Source organism: Pseudoalteromonas sp. NCCP-2140 (assembly GCF_023708065.1).
Classification (GTDB): Bacteria; Pseudomonadota; Gammaproteobacteria; order Enterobacterales; family Alteromonadaceae; genus Pseudoalteromonas.
In genome coordinates this window covers 76,783-94,530 of record NZ_BRCZ01000006.1, presented here as the reverse complement: position 1 = coordinate 94,530, position 17,748 = coordinate 76,783, and the positions used below count along the sequence as shown (strand labels likewise).

The 17,748-nt window shown below is 42.0% G+C and carries 11 protein-coding genes; 5 read left to right on the top strand and 6 right to left on the bottom strand.

The window, feature by feature from the left end:
• Window positions 1-161: 161 nt before the first annotated feature.
• On the top strand, window positions 162-2,915 hold the full coding sequence (locus tag NFU46_RS13415; RefSeq protein WP_251602520.1) for an Ig-like domain-containing protein: 2,754 nt from the start codon (window positions 162-164) through the stop codon (window positions 2,913-2,915).
• Between the two features lie 32 nt (window positions 2,916-2,947).
• Here NFU46_RS13415 and NFU46_RS13410 read toward each other — a convergent pair whose 3' ends face one another.
• Window positions 2,948-3,946 carry an AraC family transcriptional regulator gene (locus tag NFU46_RS13410; RefSeq protein WP_251602518.1) on the bottom strand — a complete coding sequence of 333 codons (999 nt, stop codon included), beginning with the start codon at window positions 3,944-3,946 and terminating at the stop codon, window positions 2,948-2,950.
• A complete protein-coding gene (locus NFU46_RS13405; protein WP_251602516.1) occupies window positions 3,930-4,847 on the bottom strand; it encodes a sensor domain-containing diguanylate cyclase in 918 nt (305 codons plus the stop codon). Before NFU46_RS13405 ends, NFU46_RS13410 begins: the two co-directional genes overlap by 17 nt.
• 284 nt (window positions 4,848-5,131) lie before the next feature.
• On the opposite strand from NFU46_RS13405, the gene NFU46_RS13400 reads away from it, so the two are divergent.
• Window positions 5,132-7,432, top strand: coding sequence for a TonB-dependent siderophore receptor (locus tag NFU46_RS13400; protein WP_251602514.1), 2,301 nt, complete (start codon window positions 5,132-5,134; stop codon window positions 7,430-7,432).
• Between the two features lie 57 nt (window positions 7,433-7,489).
• Window positions 7,490-9,418 (top strand): phytase, encoded by a 1,929-nt coding sequence (locus NFU46_RS13395; RefSeq protein ID WP_251602512.1) that lies wholly within the window; start codon window positions 7,490-7,492, stop codon window positions 9,416-9,418.
• 58 nt (window positions 9,419-9,476) lie between these two features.
• On the opposite strand, the gene NFU46_RS13390 is transcribed toward NFU46_RS13395, so the two are convergent.
• The 3 genes from NFU46_RS13390 to NFU46_RS13380 form a co-directional block, all read right to left on the bottom strand.
• Window positions 9,477-11,063 carry an L-lactate permease gene (locus NFU46_RS13390; protein ID WP_251602510.1) on the bottom strand — a complete coding sequence of 529 codons (1,587 nt, stop codon included), beginning with the start codon at window positions 11,061-11,063 and terminating at the stop codon, window positions 9,477-9,479.
• A gap of 80 nt (window positions 11,064-11,143) precedes the next feature.
• Window positions 11,144-11,728, bottom strand: a complete 585-nt coding sequence (locus NFU46_RS13385; RefSeq protein WP_058585551.1) for a YqaA family protein — start codon at window positions 11,726-11,728, stop codon at window positions 11,144-11,146.
• A gap of 59 nt (window positions 11,729-11,787) precedes the next feature.
• Window positions 11,788-12,696, bottom strand: a complete 909-nt coding sequence (locus NFU46_RS13380; protein WP_251602508.1) for a GGDEF domain-containing protein — start codon at window positions 12,694-12,696, stop codon at window positions 11,788-11,790.
• 236 nt (window positions 12,697-12,932) lie between these two features.
• Here NFU46_RS13380 and NFU46_RS13375 point away from each other — a divergent pair, with 236 nt between their 5' ends.
• Together NFU46_RS13375 and NFU46_RS13370 are read left to right on the top strand one after the other, a co-directional pair.
• Window positions 12,933-14,165, top strand: a complete 1,233-nt coding sequence (locus NFU46_RS13375) for a TMEM143 family protein (RefSeq protein WP_251602506.1) — start codon at window positions 12,933-12,935, stop codon at window positions 14,163-14,165.
• 304 nt (window positions 14,166-14,469) lie between these two features.
• A complete protein-coding gene (locus tag NFU46_RS13370) occupies window positions 14,470-16,509 on the top strand; it encodes a S9 family peptidase (RefSeq protein ID WP_251602504.1) in 2,040 nt (679 codons plus the stop codon).
• A 33-nt stretch (window positions 16,510-16,542) separates the two neighbouring features.
• Here the strand turns inward: NFU46_RS13370 and NFU46_RS13365 are convergent, their stop codons facing one another.
• The gene (locus NFU46_RS13365) at window positions 16,543-17,673 is read right to left on the bottom strand and encodes an ROK family transcriptional regulator (RefSeq protein ID WP_251602502.1); all 1,131 of its coding nucleotides are present in this window, start codon (window positions 17,671-17,673) and stop codon (window positions 16,543-16,545) included.
• Between the last annotated feature and the right edge of the window lie 75 nt (window positions 17,674-17,748).

The following is a 17,748-nucleotide window of genomic DNA, read 5'->3' as shown; positions in this document are numbered from 1 at the left end:
GTATTAAGCCCCTCGTTTTGTGGGGCTTAATTACATTTTAAAAGACTATTTTTTAGAATGTCACTCCACACCAGATATTGAATACAAATAAGATCTATTATCATTAATGTTTATATGATAACCTTCCCCTGCCTTCAGGAATAAATTAACTAGGATTTAAAATGAATAACAAACTAAAATATTTACCGCTTGCTATTGCGATTGCTTTAACAGGGTGTGGAGGATCAGACAGTAATAAAGCTCCTGAGTTTACAGGCTCGATGGCATACACTTTACAAGAAGATACTCAATTAACAGGTCAAGTAATTGCCCAAGATGATGATACTTTGACTTATACTGTAGCGTCAGCTGCGAGCAACGGTTCATTTTCTTTGGATGAAAATGGCAACTTCACTTACACACCAAATGAAAATTATTTTGGGGAAGATAGTGTTACTGTAGCCGCATCTGATGGCTCATCAAGTACTGAAGCAGTGATTAATTTTACGATCAATAACGTAAATGATGCCCCCATTCTTACGAACCAGTCAATTACAGTAACAACTTCATCTATAACAGAAGGAACACTAACGTTTAGTGATGTTGATGGCGATAACGTAACAGTTAATGTAGTAACACCACCCGCGAATGGTGAGTTAGCCTTAGATAGCCAAACAGGTGACTTTTCTTATACAGCACAATCTCTTACAGAAATTGATGACACCTTTGTCATTACTTATACCGATGGTATTATTGATGAGCCAATTACAGCGACAATTTCATTAAAGCCTTCGTACATTACTAACGAAGATAAACTAAGTTACTATTACAGCTCACCAAAATCGCACTTGAAACAAGCTGAGGCTATTGCGGCAAAAATCAATGACGATATCTATCTGGATACTATCAATGCGCAACTAGCTAAAAGTTACTATACGGCAGGCTTTATTGACAAAGCAGATCAGTTATACAGCTCAATTAGCCGGTTAGACTCGCTAGCAAATGCCTATAGAGAAACTGCAGGTACTTTAAATAAGCTGTCTCAAATAGAGGAAGCTGCAGAATTTAGAAACAAGGCAGTAACTGCATATAATCAATACATAGCCGAAAAAGGACTAGACAACATTAGTCCAAGTGACCCTACTTTCTTTATTAATCTTGCAAATGATTTTAATGAAGCTGGTCAATATGAGGACGCGGCTGATCTTTATAAAGCTCTTGAGCTTTATGCAAACCAAGTTAGAGAAGAAGAGTACACACCAACTTATGGGCGCTTTATAACAGCATTTAGAAATGCGACTCAAGCAGCAGTCGATTTATACCAAACAGAGCCAAACACCACCAACTTAACTTTAGCAACACAAGTTGTAAAAACTTACGCGGGGTTACTAGAAAACACAGGGTATCAATACCAAAAAAAAGGTGAATATAAAGGCCAGCCTATTAACCGTTTAAAATTAACATTCATAACGGGTGTGATTAATTTTGCTATGCAATTAAATGATACTGAAATGGCAAAGTACTATATAAACTATGCACTATCACTATATGGGCACTCAGGGTTTGACAGCAACTATCTTTTTGATGCCTCTCCTTACGGCGAAGCAACACTTGCAGTATATCAAAATCCTTTACAAGATCTTTCTGCATACATTGGGTTTATATATAAAATACCGCTTAATGATAACCCTGCTTATAACTTAATTTCCGAAAAAGATGACCAAGCAGATGCTGTGGCTAATACCCAAGCATACGAGATTGTAACCGCATTAAATGCTGGATATACAATGGAAGATGCCATTGCTGAGGCCAAAAATTACTTTTTAGAGCAAGATGAAGCTAATTATACCGACTTATATTTAGCGCTTGCTGATGGTTATTCTGAGCCAGGTGCGGCAATGATAGCCTACAATAGTGGACAACCAGAGATTGCTTTAGCTTTGCTTAAAAAAGCTAAGGAATATATGTTCACAGCACAGTTTTGGGATGAGCAAGTGAAAACGCAAACTAATCGATTGGTAGGGGCTCAAGGGTGTACTAAACACCTTAACTTAGAAATGATTGTAGGTAGTCAAGAACAAGCTCAAGAGACTGCTCAACAATGCCTTAATTGGTTTGAAGAAAATGCCAACTCATTATCTACCCGTGTTGTTATCGATGGTTATTCTGATCTTATTCGTGCTTTTCAAATAACAGGCCTCGATAACGAAATAACTCCACTTATCACTAAGCAAAAAACGCAGTTAGACCGCTTAGAAAAGCCTCAAGACAAAGTCACGATGTTACTTGAGTACTTGGGATATTTAATTGAGACTGACCATGTTGACATAGCTTATTCATGGGCATTAGAAGCTATTAACTTAGTAAGATCGAATATCTCTACTTATGATGCCGATAAGTTAGATGTTACCTTAAAGCACTTATATAATAGCTTACTATCTCCTGAAAAAGTCGGTAGAAACTACTTTACCCGAGATTCATTTATAACATCACTTAGTAAGTATCAGTCAAACAGTGAACAATACGCAGATATTTATGCTGATCTAAATAACCAGCTATTGACACTCGTCAGCTTTAGTAAAGATTTTGTGTTAACTCAAACAAATAAAGTTATACAAGAGAATATGGAGGGCTTTGTTTCACTATTCACTTTATTAAATGCTACAGATTTAACAGCAGAGTTAATAGAGCATGATGTAAATGGCGAAGCTGATAAACTGGCCTTGTATGCGTTACAAGCATCGTTAATAGCTAATAGAGATGACTTTCCAGGACAACACATCGCAAGCGTGGATACAGATCACGATGGTAAACCTAACTTCTTCTTATCAACTGCAACACAACAGTCTATAGAAGAGTCTGGCCTCATTGCTGATGATGACGCTGATAACGATGGCATTTTAGATGAAAACGACCCTACTCCACTAGGTGAATAACACCCATAGCCCATGCAATAGCATGGGCTTTCTTACCCTTTCAATTGACTTGGCGTAAGTCCGGTCCAGCGTTTAAACGCTCGTCTGAAATTAGCAATATCATAAAATGATAAGCGCATGGCGACTTGCTCATTGCATTGCTCACGCATGGCAAGTAGGTAAATCGCTTTGCGCTTACTTTGCTCATCATACAAGGTAGAAAAACGTACGCCATGAGCTTTTAATTTACGCTTGAAGGTTGCAGGGCTCATGGCAAATTGGCTAGCTACTTGGTCTAAATTTAACGCCGGAGTTTGATAAATTAATCGGCTTACGGCTTCCACAAAGGTGCTATTTGCAGAATTTAATGCCGCTAGTTGCGAGTTAATTTGTGAGAACCTAAAACTACTAAACGCGGGGTTAGTAAGCCTAAGCGCGTGTTTATTCAATACCCAACGGGTTATAGGCTTTTCAAAAGCGACTTTAAGGCCCAAATGCTGCTCGTATTCTTGGCTATGTCTGGCGCGTTTATAGGCAAACTCAAACTGACAAGGGACTCGCTCACCCGCCACTTTTTTAAGAATTTGGTAAAACGCAGCGCTGTAAATTTCCATAACATACTGGCTTATTTCATCATCCAAGCCCACAGCATTTTGCAGCACAATGTAATACTGCTCGTTATGCACATAACTATAACTAAATAACAAAGGGGCTAGTTGCATGCGCAAATTGTGTAACTGCTTTAAAGCTTGGCCAATGTGCGCTGCATGTAACACGCCTTGGGCGGCAACAGAGGTATCGTTCGCCAGCTGACTGCCTAATAAAAAGCCGCTGTCGGCAGATTTCATCAACTGCTTAAACTGCGTCAATAAACGCACTTGCTGTGAAATACTAAACTGATGCTGCACACTCATTAAGTCTTGCTCAAACACCCCTGTGCCTCTGAGTAACTTATGTAGTGCAATGCCGCGACTTAAGGCCAGCTCCACCAGCGTGGTAATTAGCCCTTGTGCGGTTAGGTATTTATCATCTTGGTTAAGATACGGCTTCACAATGGCTGACTCTTTGTTGTTTTTGTTGTTGTAACTTAGCGTGTAAACGCGAGCTTAAACTTTGTGGTGTATCGCCTTGCATACTTCCCACTAATGCCGCTGTTACATCTTGAAACTTCGCGTGTTTTTCACCTTCGACCTTAAATGCACAATGGCTCAGCGCCGAGGTAATTTGCGCCACCAGTTCTTTTGCTTGTACTGCGCTGGTATTTGGCATTAGCACCATAAAACAGTCTCCTGCATAACGGCACACGACATCGCTAAGGCGGCAATTCATCAATAAAAGCTCGCTTACTTCGCCTAGTAAGCGGTCGCCTTCGATAAAACCAAATTCAGCGTTAAAATCAGCAAAACCGCGAATATCAATGGCGGCTAGTTGCAATGGCTGTGGCTCACTTAACTGCTCTTTTAGCACTGCTTGTAAGTAATCAGCCTTATACAACCCTGTTATTGAGCACACTAACTCATGCTCCCGATGCTGTGCTTCACGGCGCTTTAGCTGCCTGTTAAGTACGTATTGTTCTTGGTGCCACTGATAAAGTCCAAGACTTGTGAAAATCATACCTATCGGTGCAGGCAATGATTCAATCCAAGTAAGCCACGTGTTGGTTGGTTGATGTAACCACTCATCAAATAAATCAAGGGAAGCTGAAAACATAAAAAGCCCAAGCCCTAGCACTAAAAAGCTGGTGACTTTGCCCGGCGGCCTCGAAATAAGCAGCGCAGCTATCCAAGTAAGGGTCATAAGCACAATGCCACCCTCGCCTAAAATATCTAACCATGCGATATCGGCTAGAGGCTTTAACTCTCCTGCTTGCGCGCTTAGCAAAAACGCAATTACAAACAGAGCAATAACGGCATTGGTTAAAAATCGATGATGAGTAAAGGGGTTATATCGCATTCTCAGTACCTAACAATAATTCACGCTGCCATGCTAACTCGTTAGCGTTTAAAGCAGCAGGGTCATATTAGCTCAATAATGTGACAGCAAAACGACAGTCAAACCTTGTTAAACCCTTTAAGCACTGTATTTACCTTAACAAGATGGGGTTATTGCAGCTCAAAAGTACTTTTAAAACCCGCTAATCACTTGTTTTTGCTGGCTGTTAGCGATTTTCTGTCACATTTGCGTCATTTAAGCTGCGTACTTTGCTCATCAAACCAAGGACAACCAGGAGCAAACCCATGAAACAATTTAAAACGAAGGCGTTAGTAAGCGCCCTCGCCTTATGCCAATTTGCCGCTTACGCACAAGACGAACAAAGCAGCGATGAGAAAAAAGTAAAAGTCTCTGAAGAGCTTGTTGTATACGGTGAAATTGGTTATCGCAACCGCTCACAAGAGCTGGCACCGACGCTTGAATACTCACAAGAATACTTTCAACGTTTTGAACCGCTGACTGCCGGTGATGCATTAAAACGTGTACCGAGTGTGACGTTTTTATCGGATGTTTTAGAGTCTGATGGCGCGCGTATGCGTGGCTTAAGCCCAGCTTACACAAAGGTACTTATTAACGGTGAAGAAGTACCTGGTGCAGGTGCTGACCGCTCATTCTTTGTTGACCGTATTCCTGCTGAGCTAATTGAGCGTGTAGAAATTATTCGTGCTTCAAGTGCAAACCGCTCTGCCGATGCCATTGCCGGTACTCTAAACATTGTATTACGTGACGGTTACAGCCTAGATGGTGGTTACTTGCGTGCAGGTGGCCTGCGTTATGACGATGGCGAATTAAAAGAAAGCTTTGCTGGTGTTTACGGCACTGAGTTTGCTGGTGGCCGTTTATTACTTGGCGCTAACCTACAAGGACGTTATAACCCAAAACAAAAATCAAGCCTACGCTATGGCGACAGCCCAGAGAATAACGCCAATTACAAAACCGAAGAATTCGATAACCGCGAAGATCAATCAGACATCCGTGACGGTGACGACACCTCGCTAAACGCCAGTTATGAGATCGCTTTTGATGACGGCAGCAAGTTCGATATCAGCGCAATTTGGGTTGATACCGACCGTACTGAAGATGAGCGTTCATTCGAATATGACGATCCAACAGCAATCAATAACTCAATTGTTGAAGGCGGTAACCTTGAGACCGACAACGCCAATGTATCTTTCATCGATCAAACCAACTACAACATCAACTCGGGTTATGAGTTACCCCTTTTTGGTGGCACCAGTAAATTTAAGCTTGGTTTTGCAAGCTTTGAAGAGTCTGTTTACGAGCAAGAAGTAGAAATCGATACTTCTGAGCTACCTATGGTGTTTGAGGAAGAAGAAGAAACCGTAGACCTTGATGACAAAGAATGGTCATTACAATGGCAACATAGCTTATTTGCAGGCGAGAACAAAACCATACAATTCGGTGCCTTTGTCCAAGGTAAAGAACGCGATACTGCGGTTTATCAAGCCGAAGGTGAAAGTGAACAAAGCTTTACTAGCTGGGATCAGTTCAGCAAAACACCACTGTCACTAGCAGGCTTTAACAACGAGTTTGAAGCAGCCGCTGGTGGCGTCAATAAACTCGAAGAAGACCGCCTAGATGTTTTTGCATTAGTTAAGCACGAAGACCAAGACTTCTCGTGGGAGTTAGGTGTGCGCTACGAAACAACCGACTCAACCATTACTGACAAAGCAGAAGGTGTAAGCGCTAAAAACGATTATGACTTTTTCTTACCATCGGCACATTTACGCTACAACGTCTCTGAAAACGGCCGTGTCAGTGCATCGGTTGCACGTAGCTTACGTCGTCCTGATTTTGATTACATCACCCCAGCTCTACTTGAAAAAGAGTTAGGCGATAACGACTTTTTAGGTAACCCAGACCTACAACCAGAATCATCGTGGGGTATGGACTTAGGTTATGAGTATCGCTTGGGTAAAAGCGGCGTCATGGGTATCAATGTGTTCTACCGTGATGTCACTGACCTTATCGAAATAGCTAATACAGGCCAACAAGGCTCAGAAGGTGATGGTACTTACATTTTGCAACCGCGTAACACCGGTGATGGCAATGTAAAAGGTATCGAGCTTGATTTATCAACGCCGCTAAGCGCCATTAGCATGCCAAACACCGGGGTATTCTTTAACTACTCATGGCTTGATTCAGAAGTAGATGACACTTTCGGTAGTCGTAAATTCAACGACCAATCTGACTATGTGTTTAACATTGGTTTTATTCAAGACCTACCTGATTTAGGCGCTTCGTTCGGTGCAACTTACCGTAAACAAGGTGATGCGTATGGCCGTATCGTGGGTGAAGAAGTGACCACACACTATGGCGCAGACCTTGAAGTATTCGTAGAAAAACGCTGGCAAGACGTCACGCTTCGTTTAGTGGGCTCAAACCTATTAGATGCAAGTAAAGACGAAACCTTTAACAAGTTCGACACGGTTGATGACCAAATCAACCGCGACTTTGACGAGTATGAACTGGAGTCTGAAGAAGCAGGCCCTGTTATTCAGTTAATGCTGCGCTACGCATTTTAATACACAAAAAGTTATTAAGGCAGCGCATTGCTGCCTTGTAGTATATTTGGGGATCCCATGAATTTTAAAAAACCACTTAATCTTGTTGCCAGTGCAGTAATGCTAAGCACCCTAGCTGCGTGTAGCCAAACAACGGCAACCGAGGCACCAAGTAAAAACCAATTAACAGCTTTTGGCACAACTGAAAATATGCAAGGCTCACAAGCGGCAGCCCTTGCTGATGACGCTTGGCTATTGAGCTCACAAAGCCAAGGCCTGCAACTTATTGATGCCACAGGTAAACAGCACGGATTACAAAAAGGTAATTTCGAAGCGTTATCTGTTAAGGCGATCAACAAAAACAGCTATCTTGTTGCTAGTATCGACAACGAAGCCGACCAGGCGGTGATTTTTAGCTTACAAAAAGCAGCTAAATGGCAGCTAACTGAAATTAGCCGTATCAGCCCACCAAAAGCAAAACCTGAGGCGGTGTGTTTATTTGCTAACCCGACAACTCAAGCAGTTTCGGCATTTGTGGCAGACGCTCGTGGTCTTATCCGCGAAACACTGGTGTTTGATATGGCAAACAAACGCGCATTAAACCTTGAATTACGTGAGTTTGCTGGCGTAAGTGAAACATCAGGCTGTGCGGTTGATGATAACAGTAAAACTCTTTATTTAAGTGAAGGCGAGCTAGGCATTTGGCAAATTAACGCAGATGCTGAATCGCGCGCCGATAAAAAACCCGTGGCTTTGATGTCGCCATTTGGCAGCTTAGCGCCTGAAGTTGGCGGTTTAAGCACAACAGATGATGGTAGCTTATGGTTCACCACCTCTGAAGATAACCAATTACATCGCTACGAAAAGAGTACTAAACGTTTTAGCAGCTGGCAATTTGCTGGTGAACTGGCGATTGAATCTGCCGCAGTGCGCTTTAACAATAAGCAAGCTGATATCGTGTTATACGATGATGAATCAGGTCATTATGTAAAAGGTCAAATAGATGGGCAGGCTAAACAACATAATAGCGCTAAAACAGCCGCTGTTACTTACATCAATGCACAAGCGCAAACCGATGCAGTACGTGCTTTTGGTGATGCCGCCGATGACCCTGCTATTTGGGTAAACCCTAAAAATGCAGCAAAAAGCCTGATCTTAGGTACCGATAAACGCCGTGGTTTAATGGTGTATGACCTTGCAGGCAAAGAGCTACAAGCGCTAGAAACAGGCCGTTTAAATAATGTTGATGTGCGCCAACATGCAAGTATCAACAACGCAACAAATACCTGGATTGCAGGTAGTAACCGTACTCACAACAGCATCAGTGTTTATAGCGTCGATACTCACAATCAGGTGCAACATCTTGCTGAGCTGCCAACGACTCTAAAAGAAATTTACGGTATGTGTATGTACTCATCAAACACAGGCAACTATGTGTTTATGAATGACAAATCAGGCCTATTTCAGCAATACAAACTAACTGGTAATAATGAGAGCGTATCAGCACAACTAGTGCGCGAATTTAGTGTTCCAAGTCAACCTGAAGGTTGCAGTGCAGATGATAAAACCGCACAGCTATTTTTAGGTGAAGAAGACGAAGGTATTTGGTTTATTGGCGCTGAGCCAACAGCAGGAAATAAACCTGTAATGCTGCAAACTGTGAACGATATGTTGGTTGATGATGTAGAAGGCATGGAAATCTACCACGCAAAAGATGCCCGCTATTTAGTGGTTTCTAGCCAAGGTGATTACAGCTATGTGCTTTATAAAATTATTGATGGCAATACCCCTAGCCTAGAGTTTGCGGGTAAATTTGCAATCAGCAATAACCTAGAGTTAGCAATAGATGGCGTATCAGAAACTGATGGCCTAACGGTAACACCGGCTGCGTTACCGGGCTACCCTGAAGGGGTGCTAATTGTGCAAGATGGTTACAACCGTATGCCACAGGCACCGCAAAACTTTAAGATTATTGACTGGCGCGAAGTAAAAAAAGCTATTCAGTAAATTACTCCGTAAGGGTGCTCGGTTTATCTGGGCACCTTTTTTATCTGAACATGTTTAATCAGTAAAGTAGATAACTAAAACACCCAACTATTGCACCGTAAATTAGCATAGGCAAAAAGGTTTTCTTAAGCACGGGCCCTTCTTGATTATTCACTCCAACAATACTGGCTACAGCAATAATATTGCTAATGCAGATCATATTCCCCATCGCCGCCCCCGTTGATTGCAATGCAAGCACTAAGGTTTCTGACAAGCCCACTTGCTCAGCAATGCCATATTGAATACCGCCAAAAGTAAGATTAGACACGGTTGCAGAGCCTGAAAAGAAAGTCCCAAGAGCTCCCAAGTACGAAGCAAATAACACCCAGTGCTCCCCGCTTAAATCAGCAAAAGTACTCGCCATATAAAATATGGGCGCATTATGGCCGCCTTGCATTAAGACATTCACCATCACCAGCGCCCCAATTAAAGCAATACATGGCATAGCAATACGGCCTAAGGTGTCGGAGCACATTTGCTTTACTTGTGGCTTGCTCATTTTAAGTAACGGCACACAGATCAACACCACCAATACAAACGGGATCAACGCTGGTACAAACAAGGTTTTATACGACCACCCCACTGAGGTGCCGAATATCTCATGTAAAGATAAGATCAGCGCTTTGCTTAATTCAAATTGTGCAAAGCCCAAATGAATACTCACCCAGAGCGTTTCGTCGTTAAGCAATGCTTTAATACCCAACTGATGAATACGGGTTATCACCAGCACAACAATCAAAAGTAATAACGGGAATAATGCTAAAAATAGCGCTTTGGGTGTGAGCTCAACCTTGCCTTTCGTGCTTTGTGCATTTGCAGCTGACTTATCTAACCCCACTCCCCTACTTGCTAAATAGATAGTGACTAATAGCCCCACTGCACCACCAATCAACGAAGGAAATTCATAGTTCCACTGGGCAAACAACCAATAAGGCAAGACACATGAAAACACACTTAAATAAATGAATACGCTATTTTGACGCACCTTTTTTAGTGGCAGCACAAGACACAGCGCAATCATAGGAATAACCAAAGCAGCAACAACATGACAAAGCGCCGTCCATCTTGAGATAGCCAACACTTGCCCATCGTCTAAGTTTAGCGCCGAAAAGCCAAACCATGTTGGTGTGCCTACTGCACCAAAAGATACGGGGATCGAGTTTAAAATTAGAGTGAAAATAATCACTTTAAAAGGCGAGAAACCAAGCCCGACCAAAATAGGCGCAGCGATGGCCGCAGGCGTGCCAAATCCCGATGCACCTTCGAGCATAAATGCAAATGCCCAACCAATGATCATCAACTGTGCAACTTGATTACTGCTAATTGATTCTAGCCAATGTTTTATCGTGGTTTCGGCCCCAGATATTGCCAACATGCGGTTAAGTAAAATAGCCCCTGCAATAATCGAAATGGGCGTCATAACAGACAACACACCAGCAAACGAATTAGCAAGCAACAGCTTTAAATCAGCTTGAAAGTAAAACAGTTGCAGTAAAGCAGCAAGTAGCGCTGTTATGGGTAAGGCAATATAAGATGCGATGGGGCTGCGTTTTACCATCATCCAGATCAGCACCAAAATAGGTAGTGCAGCCACTAGGGTATTCATGGGTCATCCTGTTGTTTTATTTAGCGCTTTCCTTAATTCAAAGTATAGACAGGATAACCATAATCAGTATTTTTTATTTGTTAAATAAGTGTACTGAGCCACCAAAGTAACAGTACTAACACAGAAATAGCGACTAAAGCTTTGGTTTTGTGCTTTTGAATAACTCGCTCTGCCTGATTACCCGCGTAATAAACAACTGCAGCAAGGGCAAAGTAGCGGATTGAGCGAGCAATAACCGTTGCCAGTAAAAATAGAAAAATTGAATACTTAGTTGCTCCAGCAGCCAGCATGGCAATTTGAAATGGGATGGGCACAATACCGAGCGTCAATACAAACCAAAAGCCTTGTGCCTGCATTTTTTGCTTAACTTGCTCGAACTGCTCAGGGTTTGAGAAGGTATTAATAACCCAGTCCCCCACTACATCAAATAGATAGTAGCCAAGGGCATAACCAAAAATAGCACCAATAATACAACCTATGGTCGCCATTAATGCGATTAACCAGAGCTTTTCGCGGCGGGCTTGCATTAACGGAACAAGCACAGCTTCAAGAGGAATAGGCACTATGGTTGACTCTAAAAAGGATGCCGCCGTTATTGATTTAAGCATATGTTTAGAGTCGATAAACTGCCGTGTTTTTTGCTTTAACTTTTTAGCAATTGCCATTATTCATCCCTTGGAGTTTTGTTGCGATATAGGTTACAACAAAAACCCTTAACCGTCCCTTACGGTTTATGAACATAACGGCTACGGCCTTGGTTTTTTGCCAAATAAAGCGCTTGGTCGGCACGTTTCATGGTGTTACTAAATGTCTCTGTGGCACGTTTTATAGCCGAACCCACACTCACGCTGAGCGTTTTACCCGGCGTCACCATCACATTATTAGCAAGGCTGAGCAGTTGCTCACAGGTAGCACGTAACTCATCAGCGTCGTCGGTGGCTACATAAAGTGCAAACTCCTCACCGCCGATTCGTGCAAATAGAATGTCTTCATCTAATGCTTGATGACATTGATATACAAAATCTATCAATACCTGATCACCAACATCATGGCCATATTCATCATTAATCGCCTTAAAGTGATCGATATCAGCTATCACTAGGCTATGTGGCTTATCTTGGTTTTGCTGCACATAATGATAAAAATAACGACGGTTGTACGCCTTTGTTAATACATCTGTTTTTAGCTCTTCTTCAAGCTGTTCGCGGGTTTTAGCTAAGTCTGTAAGGGCAAGATAAAGACCAAACCCAGTTACTAGCATCCCTAAAGTGCGGGTAATATCTTCGATATAAATGCCAACCCAGATTGGTTGAAATACCAGCTCGTCTAAAAAATCAAAAGTAAGCCCAACACTCCAAAGGAAGATACCCACACTTAAAAATAAGTAACTGCGCTTAGCAACCACCGAGGTTTGCACAAACGCGAAAATACAAATCAAAATAAGCAAATTGATGGCGTCACTTAGCACGCCATTTAAGTAGATATCGTTTTCGAGCCGATTAAAGTAATACAGATAGGTGATCACTATCAGCAACAAAAAGACAATAAAAGAACTAATAAATAACTGCTTTATTATGAGTGGCACTGAGTTTAACTCAGCCTTTACTTCAGGAGGGGATGCTTGCTTATTCATAACTAATCACGACAACGTACTGCAATGAACTCAACATTAGCAAAGCAAATTTAAAAGTGCATGATAAAGCCGCTTTAAAGGGCAAAAACCAGCGTTTTTACTGGAGTAAAAAGTCTAAAAATAAGCCGTTTTAGTCAGTAAAAAAGTCTAAGTTCATGCTATTTGCCACTAACGGTCGCAATTCTGCTGTTATTTTTTTATCATCGCTGACAATTTAAATGACACAGCAAGAATCAATGAGCGACGCACGATTTATTCCTTTTCGAAAACACGACATCATCAACCTTTGCCAAGCCTATTTAGGTAAATCGCAATCAGGTTCGTTTATGGAGTTTGCTACACTTTTGCAAAGCGTGACTCATTATCAATATCACGAGCTGCTGGAGTCATTAAAAAACAACTATGCGCCATTTGACCCAAACAGCGACACCCGTACTCTAACACCGATTACTAACGAGCAACGTGCCAGCTACCAATCTGCCTTTGCAAAAGACTTTGCCACCGTACTCAATGCTGCCAATTTTGAAACCATTACCAATCAAGACTTGCAAGATGCACTGAATGAAGAGTCTTTATTTAAAGTGCGTTTAGCCGTTGAGTTTGATGACTTTGCAGAAGTAGTCTTTTACCGCCGCGGCGAATCGCAAAAAACTGAGACGCTGCGCAGTTTTTGGGGACTTAAGAAAAAACAGATTCAATTTACTAACTATGACCGCGTTGCCATATTCATCCGCTTTAAAGACGAGCAGTACTTTTTAGAAAAAGGCAAAATGCCAGTGGGCTTTGAACCAAATTCAACCATCGTCAAATTATTTCAGAATGTGCCAAAAGCCGATTTAGAAATGCTGTTTCCGAATAGCGAAGTAAAAATGCGCCCAATAGATAAACTGATTATTGGTTCATCAGCATTGATTGGCGGTGCTGTGGTGTTGGTAACAAAATTAGGCGCGTCAATTTTACTACTGATTGCTCTGATTGCCTTTTGGGGTGGTTGGCGCAGTGAAGAAGTGCATATGAGTCAGCAACACTTTATTACCTTTGCAATCGGCATGGGGGTATTTGGCAGCTTTATTTTTAAAGAATGGAGCAAGTTTAAAAACCGTAAAATTCGCTTTATGAAAGCACTGGCCGACAACTTGTATTTTAAAAACCTCGATAACAATGCAGGTGTTTTCCATACTCTAGTTGATGCAGCTGAAGAAGAAGATGTTAAAGAGGCGCTGCTTGCCTACACCTTTTTACTAAAAAGCGAATCAGCGATGACGGCAGAGCAATTAGATAATCAAATTGAGCAATGGTTTAAGGAGCAACATAATTGCCAGCTCGACTTTGAAATTGATGATGCTTTAAACAAACTCGTAAAGCTTGATCTAGTTAATCAGCAAAGTGATCTTTATTCAGCGGTTGATTTAGATGAGGCCAAACAGCGCTTAGATGCGCGTTGGGATGACTATTTTAAGTTTGCCTAATACCAATTTGCTTAATTAAGTAGTCTATTTTGAGGCAAGGAAACCTAGTTGATAACAAGGCAAAAATTTCGTTATTTAGTTGTTCTAAATGAGAAATTTTTAACGCAGGTAGCGACAGGTTTAATCCCTCAAAATGATTAAGTATTATTGCGGATTGGTATAAGCCTTTAAAATCAGCTACTAGCAAGTACAAATAAATTTAGAGTCAATTCAACTGAGGTAAATGCAACTTTATCTCAATGTGCTTGCGCAGCGAATGGTCTGCTTTTAGGATAAAATTTTACGGCTAAAAAAAGACCATTCCATGCAATTAAAAAAAACAATCCTTATTGGAGCAAGCTTGCTGTGCGCAGCAACAACAGCTCAAGTATATGCTAACGACAAGTTTGTCTCTGAAGATATTTTTCAACTTGAATACGCAGGCGACCCACAAATAAGCCCAGACGGTAAAAAAATCGTTTATGTTCGCAGCGGCTACGACATCATGAAAGATGGTAATAAGCGTAGCTTTTGGCTGTACGATATAAAGTCTGGTCAACACACACCGCTGTTTTCAGATGAGCATAGCTATAGCCAACCTACTTGGTCTCCAGATAGCAAGAAAATTGCCTTTACCAGCAACTCAAGTGGCTCAAATCAACTTCACGTTTATTGGTTAGCACAAGACAAACAAGCATTATTAACGCAACTACCAAAATCAGTACGTAACTTAACTTGGTCGAATGACTCTGCACAAATTGCTTTCACCATGAGCATCCCTGAAGGTAAATCTGCGTTCGCTAAATCAGTAAAATTGCCGAAAAAACCAAAAGGCGCTGAGTGGTCAAAACCAGTGAGAGTGTTTGAAAAAGCACGCTATCAAGCTGATGGCGCAGGCTTTTTAGAGCCTTCATATCGTCACGTTTTTGTTATTCCTGTTTCGGGTGGCACACCACGCCAATTAACATCGGGTGATTATCAGCACTATGGCCCACTTGCTTGGGATCCAAGTAACACAAAACTAGCTTTTTCTGCTGATCGCAATGATGAGTGGGAATATCGCACAACTGAGTCAGACCTATATGAAATTAATGTAAAATCAGGCGAGCTTACGCAACTAACCGATTTACCAGGTCGCGAAAGCAACCCGCGTTACGCACAAGACGGTGATGAACTTGCCTTTGTTGCGCGTGACAACGCCCCTGTGCCTTACATTAACTCGACACTATCTATGCTCGATTTAGACGATAAATCAATCAAGCATATTACTGAAAAATTAGACCGCTCAGTGGCTGATTATAAGTGGTCAGGCGATGGTGACTTTGTTATTCAGTACGATGATTTTGGTAAGCGTAAGCTCGCTAAAGTAAACAGCCGCGGTAAGGTCACTGACTTAACTGATACCGTATCGGGCACTTCAATTGGTCGTCCGTATATCAGTGGTAGTTTCAGCATGGCCAATAATGGCGCTATTGCGTACACCACAGGCAGTGAATACCGCCCAGCTGATTTAGGCTACATCTACAGAGGTAAAAGTAAAACGCTAACTTCATTAAACGAAGATGTATTAGGCCATAAGAAGCTTGGTAAAGTGCATGAGCTGAATGTTAAGTCGCAGTTCGACGGCCAAGCCATTCAAGGTTGGTATATCACACCACCTGACTTTGATGAAAACAAACAATACCCATTAATGGTCGAAATTCACGGCGGCCCACATCTTGCCTATGGCCCAAGCTTTACTGCTGAATTACAACGTTATGCCGCTGAAGGTTACGTGGTTGTATATGTGAATTACCGTGGTTCAACAAGTTACGGTAAAGACTTTGCACTACTGCTAGATGGTAAATACAGCTCTGAAGAAGACTTTGCCGATCACAACTCGGCAGTTGATGCCATGATTGCTAAAGGCTTTATCGACAAAGATAACCTATTTATTGCTGGTGGTTCAGCAGGTGGTATTGCAACGGCTTATGCGGTTGGTTTAACAAACCGCTTCAACGCTGCGGCAATTACCAAGCCTGTGATCAACTGGTTAAGTAAAACTCTTTCAGCCGACAGCTATATTGGTCAAATTCGTAACCAATTCCCTGGTATGCCATGGGATAATGTTGAGCACTACTGGAAACGTTCGCCGCTTTCATTAGTGGGTAACGTAACCACGCCATCATTGATCATGACAGGTGAAGAAGACCGCCGTACGCCTATTTCAGAATCAGAGCAGTTCTATCAAGCATTAAAACTGCAAAAGGTCGATACCGTGCTTATTCGTGTGCCGGGCTCACCACATGGTATTGCGGGTCGTCCATCACGTATGATTTCGAAAATTGAATACACGCTTGCGTGGTTCAAACAATATCAGAAGTAATGAATTAAGCAGGAGTGAGCTGCTCACTCCTGCTTAAAAATAATGATGACTAAGCGCAAGTTGAGCAGACCCTATCGACTGCGCTTTTTCCCCGCACACGCCCAAACCCACTTCACAGCTACGTAGTCCACGACTATCTAAACGTGCAAATGCTGCAATTGATAACTGCTTGAGCTGTTCAAGCGCTTTACTCGGTAACGGCGAATCAATAATCACAGCTTGCATATCTAATAAACTTAAACTGTTATGCATGGCAATACTGATAGCCTCAGCAGATTTTTCAAGCCAAGGCTGAACTAGCAATTTATGGGTTGTAAACTGACTGTCGGTAAGCTCATACACTGAAATGCTAAGTTGCTGCTTATCAAACTCGCTTTGCAATGATAGTAATGAACATTGACTAAGTAACTGCTCCCGATCAGCGTTTAGCATTGAGCCTATAGCACCGGCATTACCACTTTTACCTTCGAGAAGTTGGTGGTTAATCACCACAGCTCCACCTAAAAAAGCCCCCAAATAAACATACAAAAAATCGCTGTAGTTATTAGGGTTACCAAGGCTTAGTTCTGCACAGCAGGCAGCGTTATTATCGTTACTAATATAAACCGGTAAATTAAACTGACTTTCTAAGTAACCTTTTAAGTCGAAATTTTGCCATTGGCTAAGGGTATTTGTTGCAGTATCTGAAGCGGCTTGCCATTGCCAAATATCAAACGGCATAGCGACCCCTAGCCCACACACATGTGAGCGCAGTTCAGGTTCTAATTGACTGATTAATTGTGGGATATATGTTTCTAAGAATGATTTAAGCTCATCGACAGATGCTTCATTCACCTCAACAGATACCGATGCTCTTTGCGTGCTTTGTAAGTCAACGAGTATCAGGTCGAAGCGTCGTCGCCCGATTTTCAAACCAAAACTAAATGCGCCATCTGGATTGAGCCTAAACGGCACGCTTGGCTGCCCTACTCGTCCTTTTACAGGTGCATCACGAAGCAATAGCTTATCTTCTTCGAGCTTGTTGATGTTCACTGTTGCAGCCTGAGCAGACAAGGCTAACGCTTTTGCTATTTGCGCTTTAGGCATGCTTTGCTGTTGCCTAATTAAACTTAAAATTGCGCGCTCGTTCTTGCTTCTTGGTGCTCGCGATAAACTGCTCTTCATAACATCCTTCTTGATATAAGCTTGATAAGCGGCCTATTAGACCTGTTTGGCGTACTATCTACCAGTTAAAATAAT